General features: G+C 67.1%; 9 protein-coding genes. 6 read left to right on the top strand and 3 right to left on the bottom strand.

All coding sequences use genetic code 11. From position 1 onward, the window contains the following. Positions 1–94 precede the first annotated feature (94 nt). The 4 genes from SLQ33_RS20750 to SLQ33_RS20735 all read left to right on the top strand — a co-directional run bounded on the left by SLQ33_RS20750 (position 95) and on the right by SLQ33_RS20735 (position 9,459). Positions 95–2,395, top strand: a complete 2,301-nt coding sequence (locus SLQ33_RS20750; RefSeq protein ID WP_319455753.1) for a PE-PPE domain-containing protein — start codon at positions 95–97, stop codon at positions 2,393–2,395. A gap of 146 nt (positions 2,396–2,541) precedes the next feature. After that, positions 2,542–3,231, top strand: coding sequence for a hypothetical protein (locus SLQ33_RS20745; protein ID WP_319455752.1), 690 nt, complete (start codon positions 2,542–2,544; stop codon positions 3,229–3,231). Between the two features lie 87 nt (positions 3,232–3,318). Continuing rightward, positions 3,319–8,898 (top strand): CHAT domain-containing protein, encoded by a 5,580-nt coding sequence (locus tag SLQ33_RS20740; protein ID WP_319455751.1) that lies wholly within the window; start codon positions 3,319–3,321, stop codon positions 8,896–8,898. A 129-nt stretch (positions 8,899–9,027) separates the two neighbouring features. Then, complete coding sequence (locus tag SLQ33_RS20735) at positions 9,028–9,459, top strand: DUF4189 domain-containing protein (protein WP_319455750.1); 432 nt, start codon at positions 9,028–9,030, stop codon at positions 9,457–9,459. Here SLQ33_RS20735 and SLQ33_RS20730 read toward each other — a convergent pair. Next, positions 9,431–10,483: a dihydrodipicolinate reductase gene (locus tag SLQ33_RS20730; RefSeq protein ID WP_319455749.1), complete on the bottom strand. Its 1,053-nt coding sequence runs from the start codon at positions 10,481–10,483 to the stop codon at positions 9,431–9,433. The two genes, SLQ33_RS20735 and SLQ33_RS20730, sit on opposite strands and share 29 nt — an antisense overlap. Next, on the bottom strand, positions 10,480–12,471 hold the full coding sequence (locus SLQ33_RS20725; RefSeq protein WP_319455748.1) for a molybdopterin-dependent oxidoreductase: 1,992 nt from the start codon (positions 12,469–12,471) through the stop codon (positions 10,480–10,482). The genes SLQ33_RS20730 and SLQ33_RS20725 overlap by 4 nt, the downstream gene beginning before the upstream one ends. Positions 12,472–12,532: 61 nt before the next feature. On the opposite strand from SLQ33_RS20725, the gene SLQ33_RS20720 reads away from it, so the two are divergent. After that, positions 12,533–13,147, top strand: a complete 615-nt coding sequence (locus SLQ33_RS20720; RefSeq protein WP_319455747.1) for a TetR/AcrR family transcriptional regulator — start codon at positions 12,533–12,535, stop codon at positions 13,145–13,147. Here the strand turns inward: SLQ33_RS20720 and SLQ33_RS20715 are convergent. Then, on the bottom strand, positions 13,129–13,596 hold the full coding sequence (locus SLQ33_RS20715; RefSeq protein ID WP_319455746.1) for a hypothetical protein: 468 nt from the start codon (positions 13,594–13,596) through the stop codon (positions 13,129–13,131). The genes SLQ33_RS20720 and SLQ33_RS20715 overlap by 19 nt on opposite strands. Positions 13,597–13,795: 199 nt before the next feature. On the opposite strand from SLQ33_RS20715, the gene SLQ33_RS20710 reads away from it, so the two are divergent. Further along, positions 13,796–16,021, top strand: coding sequence for an AAA family ATPase (locus SLQ33_RS20710; protein WP_319455745.1), 2,226 nt, complete (start codon positions 13,796–13,798; stop codon positions 16,019–16,021). Positions 16,022–16,097 lie beyond the last annotated feature (76 nt).

Genomic DNA, 16,097 nt, shown 5'->3' with positions numbered 1-16,097 from the left:
CTGACGCGTTCGGCAATTTTACGAAATTTAGCTCTGTTGACGGTGCGCGGGGTTACGGTGCATGGGTAGGGTGCGCGGCGGAAGGGTGAGTGCCATGTCCGACAGGCATCGTCTCGAGCGAGATCGAACCATCAAGAGCCGGTTGAATCGCAACCTTGGCAGCCGAGTGAAGAAGGTCGCCCTCGCCGCCGCCGCGACCATGACCGCGGCCACGTTGACCGTCGGGCTGGTTCCGCCGCCCACGGACCAGATGCTCAACCGCAACGTCGAACTCACGGCGGCCGTCAAGGTCTTCCCCCCGCCCGACCAGATCCCCGACCTGACGGGTGGCCTCGGAACGGCGGGCTACGACCTGGCCCAGCAGATCGCCGCGGCCATCCTCGAGGCGATCACCAACAACATCAACCTGATGGCGCTGGCCCGCGCCTCGGGGATGGATCCGGCCAGCCTGCTGCAGAGCCTTCCCCCGGCCTTGCTGCGAGGCGTCCTGGACAGGATCCCGATCGATCTGTCGCCGCTGCTCGCGAACTTGGTCGGACTCGATGCCGCCAACGGCATCCTCGGGCCCGCGCTCAAGGCGCTCGGCATCACCGACGCGAGCGGCATGACGACGGTGACCAAGCTGTTGGCGCTGCTGGGGCTCGACCTCAGCGATCCGCTCAACCTGGCGGGCCTCGACGTCCCCGGGCTGAATCTCATCACGACGGGCCCGCCGTTCACCCTGCTCAAACTGCTTGGGCTGGACCTCGGTTGGGTGCCCGGGCTGCCCAATTCGGTGGCCGACGAAGTGAACAACACCGAGTACGCCAAGCTCGGCGTCAACGGGCTGCTCACCACGGTGCTGGACAAGCTCGAGATCCTGTCGCTGGACAATCCACTGCTGAACCTGGGCGGACTGGTCGGGTCACTCGACGGGCTGCTCGGCGACGTCGTCGACACCATCCCCGCCAATCTCGACCTGATCGACCTGCGGGTGCCGATCGTCGTCGGCTTCGGGATGGGCGCCTTCGCCGCAGGCGCGGCCTACCCCAAGATCGTCGAAGACCTGCAGTACCAGCCGGGTGGAGCGAAGTCGCCCACGAAGGCAGACGATCCCCTGCTCGGCAGCCTGACGATTCTGCCAATGCTGTTGCTGCGCAACCCTGGTCGTGCCAACGGTGGGTTGTTCGCCCGCGCCTACCCCTTCGCGCGGCTGTTCGGGATCGACACCGTCACCCCGGAGACCCAGGTAACGAGCAGCGGCGGAGTGCCGGTCCTCGGCACCGGGCTGTCGCTCGGCGGTGCGAATCTCATCCCGATCAAGATCGACGCCACCGTCGAGTACGACCTGCTCTCCGACTTCGCGGCGTGGCCCAACCCGTTCTCGTTGGCGAACAACCTGATGGGCTTCCTGCTTCCGACGTACATCCTGCGGGGCGTCGATCTGTCGAACCTGACCCCGCAGCTCGGGACGCAGCTCACCGACATCCTGGGCAAGCTCGGCACGGATCCGCTGGCGTTGAACTTGTATCTGACGCTGCCCGCGAACAGCCTGCCGTTGCTCGAACCGCTGTACCTGCTGACCGACCTGACGAATTTGATGACCCTCGGAGCGTTCCCGAATCCGTTGGGCACGTTGGCCAATGCGCTTGCGCCGGCGTTGACCAGCCTGGTCAATCTGGGCTACACCGACGCCATCAGGTTGCCCGACGGCACGTACGACCGAACGCTGGACCAGGCTGGCGATCCGACCGCGTTCATGTCGTTCCCCGATATCGACTGGGCGAAGGTGCCAGGCGACATCTTCAATTCGTTGGTCAAGGGCATCCAGAAGGAGTTCTTCAGCGGCAACCCGACGCCCGCGACGCCCAACGTGATCACCGGAGTGTTCAAGCTGCTATCGACCATTCTCGGCGGCGGGGCCGGTGGATTCGGCGGGTTCGGCGACGTCCTCAACGCCGTGCTGGGTGGGCTGAACCCCTTGGCCGCGGCGACCGGGCAGGCGTCACCGCTGGCGACCGCCGCACCAGAGGCAAGGACGTCCACGGCAGCGACCGCTCCGGCGGCTGGCGGCAACGACGCACCGGTCATCGAGACGTACGGAGACTCGAACGCCGACGAGAAGGTCGCCGTCGAGAAGGAAGAGTCCAACCTGCCGAAGTCGACGAAGCCGACCGGCTCGTACTCGACGCCCAAGCCATCGTCGACGCCCAAACCGGGTCCGGTGGGCAGCGTCGTCGGCGGCGTGAACGACACCGTAGGCGGCGTGACCGATACGGTCGGCGGCGTGACGGGCGGCCTGACCAACACCGTCGGCGGCGTGACCGGCGGTGTGACGAATACCGTCGGCGGGCTGACGGGCGGCCTGACGAATACGGTCGGCGGGCTGACGGGCGGCCTGGGGCTGGGACCCTAGCTGCGACCCTGACCTGCGTAGACGAGATCGGCCGGGTTGAAGTCGGCGATTCGCGCCGCTATGATCACGATCTTGTAACGAAAGATATACGGTCAGATCTCGGAAGGTTGCTGCCCATGCCTCGGTTTGGTCGTAGGGTGCCATCCGTGGGCCGACACAAATTAGCCAGCAACCGGAGATTCTCGCCAGTTGCCCTAGCTGCGGTCATCGCCCCGGCGGCCGTGTTCTTCGCGGCCGGCGGCGACGTCCATCCACTCACGGTCAGCACCCAAGCGAAACCAGTCGTACGCGAAGCGTCGGCAGTCGTCGGCGACGTTGCCCCGTGCTGCTTCGAGATCGTGGCGGCCGCGCCCGCGGCGCTCGCGACACCTCCGACAGAGGGGCCGTCTGGGACGAGTTCGGGTGCCATGCCACTGGTTTCGGCATCGAGGTGGCGGGTCGACACCCGGCCACTGCTGCTGCCCGTCGGGGACGCTCCCGAGCAGGGGCTCCAGGTCAAGACCATCCTGGTCTCGCGCCTCATCAGCCAGCTGTTCCCCGAGATCCACAGCATGGGCGGCGTCCGGCCCGATGCGCTGAGGTGGCATCCCGACGGCTTGGCACTCGACGTCATGATCCCGAATCCCAGCTCCACCGAGGGCATCGAGCTCGGCAACCAGATCGTCGCGTACGTGCTCAAGAACGCGCAGCGGCTCGGAATCCAGGACGCCATCTGGCGCGGCATGTACTACACGCCGGGCGGCGCGCGAAGCGGTGGATACGGCCACTACGACCACGTCCACATCACCACGACCGGCGGCGGATATCCCACCGGCGGCGAGCTCTACTACCGCTGAGCTGACATTCGAGTAGTCCATTACGCATCACCGAGGCCTTTGCCGCGCGCAGTCTGAGGCGGGAACGCAGAGGACTCGGAGGCGGACATGACGGTGAACCTGTCGATTCTCGGCCGCCGCGACGAGGGTGATCGGCTCGCGACGCGTGGCGGTCCGCCCGGCGCCGAACACACCCCATCGCTCACCGACCTGTTCGACGACCTCGAGGTCGTGGCCTCCTTCAACCTGTCTCGGTCGGCCCGGGAACGGGCCGACGAGCCAGAAGTGTTGCCGGTCGAGGACGACGACATACTCGAATTCGAGGTTCAGGGCGGGTTCAGGATCTGGACGTCAGCCCGCCGGTTTCAGGAGGAAGTGCTGCTGCTGCGGCCGGACGCCAAGGTCGGCGACGCCGTCAGCGTCGACACGCTGCCGCGGGTGTCCAGGCGTGGGATCACGGACTGGGTTCAGAACCGGCTCCGCGTGTTGAAGTTGAAGCGCACCAAAGTCGAGGACATTCTGGGACACCCGGACCTCTGGCCGTCGGACCTCGAGGAGTTGGCGAGCGAGCTCGGCATCGACCTCGCGGTGAAACTGCCCGCCTGGTTCGCGACCAAGGCGCTGATGCGGACGATCGAGGGCCGGCTCCGACCCGGGCCGGGCCTGTACTCCTGGGGCGACGCCACCCGCGACCTCGTCCCAGGGGAACCGGATCCCGAGCCCGCGAGGTTCGACGGCTACGACGTCGAGAAGCCGATGCTCGTCTTCCTCCACGGCACCGCGTCGTCCACCCGCGGAAGCTTCGGCGCGTTCCTCGGCGAGGACGCACAGCCGCAGTGGCAAGCGCTGACTCAACTCTTCGGTGACCGCATCTACGCCTTCGAGCACCGCACCATCAGCGACAGTCCCATCGACAACGCCATTGAATTGGTCTCCGCGTTGCCGCCGAATGCCCGTGTCAGCCTCGTCTCCCACTCGCGCGGGGGACTCGTCGGCGACCTACTGTCACTGACGTCGATCAGCTCGCATCTCGTCGCGCGATTCGACCGCAAGGATCCGGAACTACTGCAGGCCGACGAGCACGACCGGCGCCAACTGGAACGGCTCGCAGGGCTGCTCGCGCAGAAGAAGCTCAGAGTCGAACGATTCGTGCGCTGCGCCGCGCCGTCGCGCGGCACTCTGCTGGCGTCGGAGAACCTCGACTTCCTGATGTCGGTGCTCACGAACCTCGTCGGCCTGATTCCCGGACTCACCGGCAACCCGCTGTACGAGGTCACCACGCGGATCGCGCTGGAAATCATCAAGAATCGGACCCGGCCCCAGTTGCTCCCCGGCCTCGAAGCGATGGTCCCGGAGTCGCCGCTGGTCGGGCTGCTCAACAACCCCGAGACGCCCGCGAACGGCGCGCTCGGCATCGTCGCCGGCGACATCGAAGGCGGCAACTGGCTCAAGCGCCTCGGCGTCTTCGCCAACGACCAGTTCCTGTACGAGTCTCGCGACAACGACCTCGTCGTCAACACCGATGCGATGTTCCACGGCGCGCGGCGCGAGGTGGCCGGCTACGTCTTCGACAAGGGCGCCGACGTCAGCCATTTCAACTACTTCCGGAATCCGCGCACGCGGGCCGCGCTCGTCAGCTGGCTGGCCGCCCCGCTGGGTGAGCCCGCCGAACCCTTCCTCGAGCTTCCGCACGGTGAAGTGCAACCGGTGCCGATGCTGCGTTCGGCGCTGCGAGGAACCGGATCCGGTCGACCGATGGTCTTCGTGCTGCCGGGCATCATGGGCTCTCACCTGCACGTCGACGACCAAGAGGTGTGGCTGAACTATTCCGCCCTGTTGGACGGCCACCTCGGTGACCTCGCAGACGTGGACGCCGCGAGCGTCCAACCGGTCTCTCTCGTCGGCGACGGCTATCGCGATCTCTGCGAATACCTGCAGGACTCGCACGAGGTCATCCCGTTCGCATACGACTGGCGCCGATCGGTCACCCGGGCGGCGGGGCTGTTGGCCGTCGAGGTCGACGATGCGCTGAGGAGCTCGACGCAACCGGTCCGCATCGTCGCCCACGGCATGGGCGGGCTAGTGGTGCGCGCGATGATCGCCGAACGACGCGACGTGTGGGACCGGGTCTGTGAACGCGCCGGTGCGCGCCTAGTAATGCTGGGCACGCCGAACCGAGGCTCTCACGAGGCCGTCGAGGCGCTGCTCGGTACTTCCGCGGGCATCCGGCAACTCGCCCTGCTCGACCATGGCCGAGACACCGCGGACATCGCCGCCATCGCTGCGGGGTACCCGGGGCTGCTCGAACTCCTTCCAGGGGAACCCTTTTTCGCCCCAGGTCATTGGGCGCAATCACAATGGTCGGGGTTCGCCGTTCCGGCCGCAGAACGGCTCGCCGCCGCCAAGGTCACGTTCGACGCGCTCGCCACGGCGACGACGGTGATCCCGCATGCGGATCGTGTCCACTACGTGGCTGGAGTGTCGGCGCGCACCGTGTCAGGGGTCGACCTCGTCAAGGGTCGCGTCGTGCTGTCGGTCACGTCCGAGGGTGACGGCCGGGTGACCTACGAGTCGGGCCAACTCCCGGGCGTACCAATGTGGTTCATGCAGGCGGTGCACGGCGATCTGCCGTCCCACCCGGCTGGCCTTCCCGCCATCAGGGAGTTGCTCGAGAAGGGCACCACGTCGCGGCTGCCGACGGTCGCACCCAGCGTGGCGAGGGGTGGCGCCGTGACGTACCGCGCGCTTCCCGAGCCGGTACTGTATCCGACCGAGACATCGCTGGCCGCAGGCATTCTCGGGAAGAAGCCGTGCGGGCCGTACCGGCGCACCGAACAGCCGAGTTTCCGGGTGTCGGTGGTGCACGGCGACCTGAGGTATGCGCGTCACCCGATCATGGTGGGGCACTACGAAGGTGACACCATCATCGCTGCCGAGGCTCAGGTCGACGCAATGCTGGGCTGCGCACTGTCGCAACGCTATTCGCTCGGGCTTTATCCCGGCGTATTCGGGTCGGTGGCGGTGGTGCTGCGCAAGCCCACGCCGGCGCAGGAGGCGTTGGGCCGCAGGCCGGGTGCGATCGTCATGGGACTCGGCAAGTGGGGCGAGCTCACGGCCGGGCAACTCGGCGACCTGATCCGACGTGCCGCGCTGCAGTACCTGCTCGAACTGCGCAACGACCTCTGCGGTCCGTCGAACGGCGAAGAGCATGCGGCGAAGGTGGGCCTCTCGGTGCTGCTGGTCGGCGGCAACTCCAATGCGAACATCGCCGTTGGGGATTCGGTCGCGGCGATCCTGCGCGCGATCGCCCAGGTCAACCGCGAGCTTGCCAGTGCCGAGGGAGGGGCCAACAGCATCCACGAGGTCGAGATCGTCGAGCTCTACGCCGACACCGCGATCGAGGCGGCGCACGCCGTCAAGCGGCTCGCGCCACAGATCGGCAAGGAACTCCAAACTCGCATCGAAGCGGCGCCCCTGCTTCAACGCGGACGTGAGGGCCGCAGACGTCTGATGTCGACGACGGGCCGTGACGCCTGGCGCCGGTGGGAGGTGAGCGTCGTGACGCCCCCTCGCCCCACGGGGCCGACGCGGCTCCCTAGGCCACTCGCCGATCGGCTCAAGCGGGCCGTCGTCGAATCGGGCGCCGCCGACCCCGAACTGGTCGAGGCGCTCGCGGAGCTGGCGATCGGCGCGCAGACCGACGAAGCCGAGGTTCATCGCGAAATCCGGTTCCTCACCCTCTCGGACCGAGCGCGTGCCGAAGCCACGTCGCAGCAGCGCCAGCCGGAGCTCGTCGAGCGCCTCATCAAGGATGCGATCTCGCAGCCAAGCTTCAGCCAGGAAGAGTCACGCGTGCTGTTCGAGCTGACGATTCCGAACGAGCTCAAGTCGGGGCTCGCGCGCGTCGACAACCTGGTGCTGGTGCTCGATGCCGAAAGTGCTGCGTACCCATGGGAATTGATGAGCCCCGGCGACAAGCCGCTGTGTCTTGCCAAGGGGCTAGTGCGGCAGTTGCAGACCTCGAGCTACCGTCCGCAGATCGGCGCCCGCGCGGGAACGGCCGCCTACGTGGTCGGCGATCCTCGGGTCAGCCCGCCGTTCTCCCAGCTCGATGGGGCGGCCGCCGAAGCCGATGCCGTCTACGAGCTCTTGTGTAAGCGGTTCGACGTGAAGAAGCCCGCGACGACGCCGACCGCGCTGCAGGTGCTCGCCGGGCTGTACGAAAAGCCCTATCGCATAGTGCACATCGCGGGACACGGTCACTACGAACCGCCGCCGACTCCGGACGGGAAGGCCCGCAGCGGTGTGGTGCTCGACAACGGCGTCTTCCTCACGGCGGTCGAGGTGGGGCAGATGCAGCAGGTGCCGGAGCTCGTGTTCCTGAACTGCTGCCACATCGGGCAGACCGGGCCGCAGGCGGTGCCGCGAACGTCCGGCGTGGAGTTCAATCGTTTGGCGGCCAGCGTTTCTCGCGAGTTGATCGAGATGGGAGTGCGCGCTGTCGTCGCGGCCGGCTGGGCAGTGGACGACGTGGCGGCGAAGCTGTTCGCCGAGACGTTCTACGGCAACATGCTGGACGGCGAAACCTTCGGGCGTGCCCTCCGGGCGGCGCGTGACACGACCTTCGACGAGCATCCCGACACCAACACCTGGGGTGCCTACCAGGCCTACGGGGACCCCGACTATCGGCTCGACCCGACCGGCTACCGCACTAGCGCGCCGCCGCTCGGGCCCGTCGACGCCGCCGAATTCATCGAGGCAGTACGCAATGTCGCGCGGCGGGCGGCCCAAGGCAACAAGGATGCGGGCGGCTCGCTCGGTGCTTCGGTTCGAAGCCTCGAGGAATTGGTCGACCGTTGCCCCACCGACTGGCTCGGCAGCACCGACGTGCTGATGGACATCGGCTACGCGTTCGGCGAACTCGGCCGGTTCGACGTGGCCCGCGACTATCTCGCTGCGGCGCTCGCTGGTGACGGGACCGACAGCACGACGACCATGCGCGCCGTCGAGGAGCTCGCGCGGTACGAGGCGTGCCAGGCCGACGACAACGTCGACGGCAATGCCGAAACCGCCGTCGTGTTGCGTCGGGACGCGATCACCCGGCTCGAAGGGCTCATCGCCCTGGCGCCGACGGCCGAACGCTATTCACAGCTCGGCGACGTCTACACGCGTCGCGCCGTCGCCGAACCGGACGCGTCGGACGCCAGGACCGCGCTCACCGCGGCGGCCGAGAGCTATCGGATGGCACACCAGCGAAACGTGGACCGGCAGCAGTTCGACCCGTGCCCGGTGCTGAACTGGCTGGCGGCGGCGGCACTCCTCGGCAAGGGGGTGCCCGGTGCCGACATCCTCATCGACCGCTGCGAGGTCACCGCGTCCGAGCGGTTCCAGAACGACCGGGCGTTCATCACGGCGATCGGGATCGCGGAATCGGCCCTCGTGCGCGCCCTTCCGACCCTGCTCGGGTCCGACGACGACGAGGCCGAACGGGTTCGGGCCGCGTACCAGAAGGTGCTTCGCGAGACTTCGCCTAGCGCCGGTGAGCTCGCCGCGGCCGACAAGCAACTCAAGATCGCCGGCACCGTGTTGGGGAAGCTCTGGACCGGCGACGCCGCCGCGGAGGCAACCATCGTCCGCCTTGCGGAGCTGCGCGCGACGATCGCGGGCGAGGTTCGCGTGTCGAGCTGATTCTGGCTCGGGGTCACCGGCAGGAAGCCGGGAATTCTCTTGGAAAAAAGTGTGCGAAACCGGTCGGCTCGCGCCCCCTAGCAGGTGAACGCGGCCCAGCGAGGGCGGCGAACACCAAAGGAGATCGACATGACCATCAAGCAATCCACCTCCCGCCGCCGCCTCGTTGCCGCCGCGCTGCTCCTATCAGCCGGCGCAGGTGTTGCCGGGCTGGTGGGCCCGATGGCCACCGCCAATGCCACGCCGACGACGGTGCCCGCGCCGCCGCCCGCGTCGGATCGGTACGTCGCGATCGCGTACTCGCCGAGCATCCAGTTCACGGGCCTGTCGATCAACACGTCGCAGCAGGCCGCGGCCAACGAGGCGCTGTACCGCTGCAGCACGAAGGCCCGTGACTGCCAGGTCGCGGTCAATTGGAAGAACGGCTGCGCCGCGCTGGCCGTCGACGGGACCCGCTTCTTCGGCGGCGGTGGGCCCAGCTACGCAGCGGCCAACAACGATGCCCGGTTGGGGCTCGGTGGCTACGGCACGATCAAGGCGAGCCAGTGCGTCGTCCGATGACGGCTAGCGCATGTGGCAGATCCAGCGTCGACAGGATGCCCGGCGGTGCCGCACACACTGCCGCGACCAGGTTGACCGCCCGATTCGCCGTGTAGCCGGGTGAGGTCTCGGCCATCTGATCCAGCGGTACCGGCATCCGCAGCTCGACGTCCAGCGGCGCGTCGCCGTGCACGGCCACCCGCCAACCGGTGTCCCGGAGCTCCCACGCCGGCTCGAGGTCGGTGGTGCAGTACCAGTTGGCGCGGAAGGTGATGAGCTCGCGGCCTCTGCGGACGCCCGAGACCGTAATGCGTTGTGCGGCCACTGTTCCTGCCTTCAACGTGCCCGCGGCGATGTGGGTCTCCCGTGGAGTCGCCGCCAACTCTCCCTTGGCGGTCACGTCGTCCAAGGGCAGGCCGACCGCATCGGCGACCAACCGCAGCGACGGACCGAAGCTCGACCGCAGGTGATCGGCGCGGGCCTGGTGGAACGGGGCGAGCTCGCGGCCGAATCCCATGATGTCGAACAACAACTCGGGGGAGTCGCGCTTCGACAAGTCCGCGTACTCGTCGATGTCGAGCTTGTCCAAGCGGCGCTGGATCGACGTCAGGACCAACGGCACGGCCTCGGAGATGAACCCGGGGCTGCTTCCCGTGCTGTGGATCGACGTACCGCCCGCCGTGCAGGCGTCCTCGATGCGAGTCCTCGTCGCGGGGTCCATGCTCGGAGGGTGATGAAGTAACCCGGCCGTCGTCACCACGTTGGCGCCGGATTCCAGCAGCAGGCATACGTCGTCGACGTCGAACGTCCGCGGCATGTACAGCACACAGTCTGCATCGAGGGCTAGCACGTCCTTGATACGGTTGGTCGCCGAAACCCCAACGGAGTCAAGCCCGCACAGTCGACCAGCGTCCTGCCCGACCTTATCGGGGTCGTACACGTACAGACCAGCCAGCGTCATCGCGGGGTGTTCGATGATGCCCCGCAACGATTTGAGGCCGATGTTGCCGGTGGCCCACTGAACCACTCGGAGGTGATCGCTCATGCCGGGTGCACGCTCACCGGGATGCCGGAGTAGCGCACCATTCCGGTGACCAAGTCGATGTCGTCCTTGTTGGTCAGCGCGTTGACATTGGCCTCGACGTGTCCGTGAGGCACGGACACCGCGCCGCGGCGGATGGCCGCGTCCAGCTTCGCCACGCCCATCAATTCCCCGTGTGCGCTACGGACTTTCACCGCACCACCGTCGACGACGCCCGCCGCGGCGCCGTCGTCGGGATGGATCAGGACATCGGCGGGATCGCCGAGGAAGTCGAACTGGGCGTTGAGCCGCCGCATCTGCCGACGCGGCGTCAAGACCAGCGGCGCGGGGTCCGCCAGCGTGGCCAGTTGGTCGACGAGCACGCGAGGCGCCAGCCGCCAGCCGCCCATTCGCTCGATGTGGCGCTCCACCCACGGCGCGGGAAGTTCGTGGCCGGCGTCGACCCAGCCGGTCTCCGCCAACTCGCCGAACGAGCATCGGGCCGCGGCGATTACGCCCGCGAGGATCGCGTCGTCGGACTGGGTGGGGTCGGCGACGTCGTGTCCGAGCCGGTGGCCGAGCTCGGCGAGGAACCACCACATCGACCGCCGGTCGCCGACCGGGGCGACGGCCGCTGGCGTGTGCTGAGCCGACACCCGGGAACTGAGCGCGTCCCAGATCGTGACGTCGGACCGCTCGAGCTGATCCTTGGTCGGCAGCACGTGCGTCGACAGCGCCGCGGTCTGGTTGGCGATGATCTCGGTGGTGGCCAGCACCTCGAGCTTGCGCAGCGCCGGTTCCAGGGCATTGGTGTCCGGGAACGACGTCAGCAGGCTCCCGCCGAGATTGAGCACCGCGCGGATGTTGCCCGCTTCGATCTCGTCGGCCAGTGCGGCGCAAGGCCATTCGCCCATGAACGACTGGCTGTTGGGACGGCTGCGTGGGCCTGGTCCGAACGAGCCATCCGGCGGCGAGACGGGAAGTTCGAATCCCTCGAGTTGATAGGCGAATCCGGGGTGAAACCAGAAGCCGCCGGGCCTGTTCATCGATCCGGTCAGGATCATCACGACCCATGAAAGCCACTGCGTGACGTTGGCCTTGTCGGCCGTCATCGTCACGCCGGTACCGGTTTCGATCGCAACGCGGCCCGCGGCTCGCAGCGCGTCACGGAGTCGCGTCAATGCGTTGGGCGCAACGTCGGCGAGCCTCGCGGTGTGTTCGAGGGTGAACGGCTCGACGGCGGCGGCCAGTAGCTCCACGTCCTGCAGCAGCACATCGGGATCGGCACCATAGCAAAGGAGTTCGCGCACGAGGTACGCCATGATGGCGTGGTCGGTCCCGGGTCGCGGTGCCAGGTGGTCGGTGGCCAGTCGGGCCGTTTCCGTGCGTCGTGGGTCGATCACCCACACCTGGCCACGCTTGGCGATCGCGCGCACGGTGCCGGTGGGATTCGGCACGGCGATCGCGTGGCCGTGCGAGATCACCGGGTTGGTGCCGACGAAGATCATGAAGTCGACGTCGTCGTAGTCGGGTCGGCCGGACAGTCCGACGAACCCGCCGACCAGGTCGGAGATCAACGGCTTGGCGGTGCCGTCGATGGTCAGCGGACTGAACTTGGCAGGCGTGCCGATCGCCGCGTGCAATGCTTCGGCCACCCGGGTCCCGGTGGCGTCCATGCCGACGCCGGTGCCGAAGAAGATGCCAAGCGACTCGGGGCCGTGACGGTCGATGACGGAGCGGATCCTCGCGCCGAGATCGTCGAGGCAGGCCTCCCACGTGGTGTCCTGAAGCTGGCCGTCGACGCGCATCTGCGGCCGTTCGATCCGGTCGGGATGGTGGTGCATCTGCGGAAGCGCGCGTCCCTTCGGGCACGTGTAGCCCTGCGACAGCGGATGTTCGCGATCGCCGCGCACGCGAGTCACCACGTCACCGTCGACCTCGACGAGAATTCCGCACACGGAGGTGCAGACCCGACAGAAGCTTCGGATCGTACGGACGCCTTCGGCCGGCATGGTGCGAATGTAGTCATTGCCAACAATGCTGTCAACGACAACATCTTGATAGTCTCGGCTCATGGCCGACCGTCGCTACCACCACGGCGATCTCCGGGCTGCATTGCTCACGCAGGCGGAAGCGACCTTGCAGGTATCGGGAGCCGATGGCTTGTCGTTGCGCGAGCTCGCCCGCGCGGTGGGAGTCAGTCACGGTGCGCCGCGTCGCCACTTCGAGGACAAGGCCGCGCTACTGGAAGCCCTTGTCGCCGAAGGCTTTCACCGCTTGGGCCGGGCGCTGGCAGCGGCAGCCGAGCCCGACGGCCGCGAGTTCAAGGTCGTGCTGAAGGAGGTTGCGGTCGCCTATGTGCGCTTCGCCGCCGACAACCCGGCCCTGGTCGACCTGATGTCCGGCAGCCGGTATCTCGCCGAAGCGTCCGATGCGCTGGTGCGTGCGCGCGAGGTCAGCACCGCGCCGGTGCGACGCCTCGTCGAGACGGGCCAGGCAACAGGCGAACTGGCGCAGGGCGACGTTCGTCGCATCGGCACGTTGATGTTCGCGACGCTGCACGGCCTTGCGACCCTGGCCAACAACAAGATGATCGACCCGCTCGATGACGAGTTGATCTCCGACGCGGTCGACTCACTGCTGACGGGACTCGCGCCGTCCCCAGCCCTTCAGGGGCGCGGCGCGTAATCCACGGCCTCGAAGGGCCATTCGTCGGCGAGCCAATTCCGAACGGCCGCATACAAAACCGGGTCGAGAGCTGCGTGATCCGCGCGTACCCAGGACCGGACCGAGGCGTCGCCGGGGTCACCAGTCTCGGGTGGGTAGATGTAGACGCAGCCGAGCACCTCTTCGGCATCCGGGCGGTCGGCCGGCAGGACGGTATAGGTGAAGCCGGTGCGGGCGGCGAAGTCGGCGGCGTGCTGTTCCAAGTCCGCCAGGTTCTGGGAGGCGGGCATCTCGTGCGGCCAGGGCCGCCCCTCGAATCCCGGAGTTGCGTGGATGTGCTCCATGCTCGCCGACCACGCGGCGTGGTCGGCGGCGTTGTGTTCAGGGCCCACTGGAATCAGCCGAAAGCCGGGCCCGGCAAGCTCCAGTGGCACCACGAAGTCGGTGGGCACGAATGGCCGTTCAGTCACGATCGTGAGCGTATCGTCCGGAGCCTGGTCGAGCAGCCCTGACGGCGATGCGGGAACCACATAGCTGTTGTTCGCAGCTATGTGGAAATGGCTTCCTGAAATTTCGCCGAATATTTCTTCAGCTATCTCTCTCCGTCGGGCATAACGCGTGTTATCGTCCTGAGATAAGCCTGAGGAATTCAGCAAAGGGGCTGTACAAATGGCATCGAAGAATCGCAAGCGCGTTCGTGCGGCCAAGCGGGTAGCCGCTGCCGGCATCGCCACCGCAACTGCCACAGCACTCGTCATCGGTACGGCGCCGCCGCCGCAGGCAAACGGCGATATGGTCAAGCTGGCAGCCCTGGCGACGACGGTGGGGTCGCCGGGACTGCCACCCATGGCACTCGCACCGGGGGCGCCCGACCCGGCGTCGATCCCCGATCTGACGTTCGGTCTCGGGCCGAGCGGATACGAGGCATTCCAGACGTATGGAGCGCAGCTGGAATCGGCGTTCCTCAACAACGTCAATCTGTCCGGGGTGTTGGAGCGTCTGGGTGTCGACCCCGAGACCGCCATCAACACGGCGCTGGGCAATGCACTGGTGTCGGCGCTGACGGGCGTCACGATCCCGGTCGACCAGGTCCCCGTGATTGGCGGGGTGCTGTCGAATGCAGGCATCACCAACGTGGCGGCGCTACTCGCCCTGCTCGGACTAAACCTGTCCGACCCGTTGGGTCTGACCGGACCCACACCCGGCCTGAACATCATCACGACGGGCCCGCCGTTCAGCCTGTTGAAATTCCTGGGCATCGACCTGGGGTGGGTGCCGGGGTTCCCCAACTCGGTGGCCGACGAGATCAACGGCACGCAGTACCTCGGCATCAGTCCGGTCGCCCTGCTGCAGGCGTTGAAGGGCATGCCCGGCGTCACGGACGCGGACAAGCTCATCCTCGATCCATTGATCCTCACTGCCGAAGGAATCTTCGGTGACTCCAGCGCGATCGACGTCCGCGTTCCCATCGTCATCGGCTTCGGACTCGGCGCGTTCGCCGCGGGCCAGGCCTACCCGCAGGTCGTCGCGGACCTGGCCAACCAGCCCGGCGGTGCGAACAACGTGGGCGCCGACCCGCTCGCCGGCAGCCTCACGATCCTGCCAATGATCTTGCTACGCAACCCCGGTCGCGCCAACGGCGGACTGTTCGCACGCTTCTATCCGCAGGCCGGATTGCTCGGCATCGACACCGTCACCCCGGACACCGAGGTGAGCAGCAGTTCCGATGGGACCGGGCTCAGCATCCCGGTGGGCAACACCGGCATCGTGATCGGCGACGCAAACCTGATTCCGATCAAGGTCGACGGAACGGTCGAATACGACCCGCTTTCGGACGTACCCGCCTGGCCGAATCCGGTTTCGCTCGCGAATTCGGCTGCCGCACTGTTCTTCCCGACGTACATCCTGCGGGGTGTGAACGCCGCGAGCCTGACCGAGGTCGTCGACGGTCAGCTGAATCCGCAACTCGCCGCGGCGCTGGCCAACACGAGCGGTCCGCTTGCCCTGAACCTGTACCTCACCGTCCCGGTCAACAACGCCCTGCCCTTGCTCGAGCCGGTCAAGCTGCCGATCGACGTGATCAACCTGTTCACCGGTGCGAACCTGAACAACCCCATCGCCACCGCGTTCGAGCCCTTCCTCACCAGCCTGACGAATCTCGGCTACACCGACGTGAAGCGCACCGTCGTCGACGGTGTCCCGCAGTACGACCGCACCCTCGACCAAGCGAATGTGATCACCCCCTTCGGCACGCTGCCGTCAGGCGTCGACTGGGGACAGGTGCCTGGTGACCTTCTCCTTCAACTCGTAGGGGGCGTTCAACAGGCGATCAGCCAGGGGCTTGTCAGCAGTACGCCCGTCGTCAATCCGTTGGGGATCCTTGCCAATCTGCTCGGCATCAATGGCCTCCCCGGCGCGGCGAGCGCAGTGAGCCCATTGAGCGGGCTCACCTCACTGTCCGGGCTCTCCGACAACGCCGTCAATGCCGCTGCCAGCGCCGCGGTCCCGGCGGCGGTGCAGTCGCAGGGTTCGACTCCGAGCGTCGCGAAGGTGGTGGCGGACACCGACGTTGACGCCGACACCGATGCTGGCGCCACGGCCCCGGCTCCGAGCGCCAAGAAGGCGTCAGCGGAATCCGACGTTGACACGGATACCGATGCCGACGTGGTCGACAAGGTGCCCGCCAAGCCCGATAACGCTTCCAAGGCCGCGCCGAAAGTGACACCCAGCTTCGACGCCTCGGTGAAGGATGCCGCCGACGGTCTCGGCAAGCTCGCCAAGGATGTCGCGGACAACGTGCAGAAGACATTGAATGCGTTGTCCGGGGCCGACAAGCCTGCCGAGAAGGCCAGCGACACCACCACTGACAAGCCCAGCGACAACGCCACCGGCTAGATCACCGTCGGTTCCGGGGCCGCTGACGACGCCTTATTGTTACCTTATCTATCCCTTATTTTTCTTACGAACTGGT

Origin of the sequence: Mycobacterium sp. RTGN6 (assembly GCF_033804605.1) — a bacterium.
In the GTDB taxonomy this organism is placed as follows: Bacteria; Actinomycetota; Actinomycetes; order Mycobacteriales; family Mycobacteriaceae; genus Mycobacterium.
The sequence above is the reverse complement of the archived record's forward strand: the minus strand, read 5'-3'. Positions and strand labels throughout refer to the sequence as shown.

Coding starts and splice junctions, on each gene's coding strand:
- SLQ33_RS20735 (WP_319455750.1), top strand. CDS start 9,028: ATGACCATCAAGCAATCCACCTCCCGCCGCCGCCTCGTTGCCGCCGCG.
- SLQ33_RS20725 (WP_319455748.1), bottom strand. CDS start 12,471: ATGCCGGCCGAAGGCGTCCGTACGATCCGAAGCTTCTGTCGGGTCTGC.
- SLQ33_RS20720 (WP_319455747.1), top strand. CDS start 12,533: ATGGCCGACCGTCGCTACCACCACGGCGATCTCCGGGCTGCATTGCTC.
- SLQ33_RS20730 (WP_319455749.1), bottom strand. CDS start 10,483: ATGAGCGATCACCTCCGAGTGGTTCAGTGGGCCACCGGCAACATCGGC.
- SLQ33_RS20710 (WP_319455745.1), top strand. CDS start 13,796: ATGGCATCGAAGAATCGCAAGCGCGTTCGTGCGGCCAAGCGGGTAGCC.
- SLQ33_RS20740 (WP_319455751.1), top strand. CDS start 3,319: ATGACGGTGAACCTGTCGATTCTCGGCCGCCGCGACGAGGGTGATCGG.
- SLQ33_RS20750 (WP_319455753.1), top strand. CDS start 95: ATGTCCGACAGGCATCGTCTCGAGCGAGATCGAACCATCAAGAGCCGG.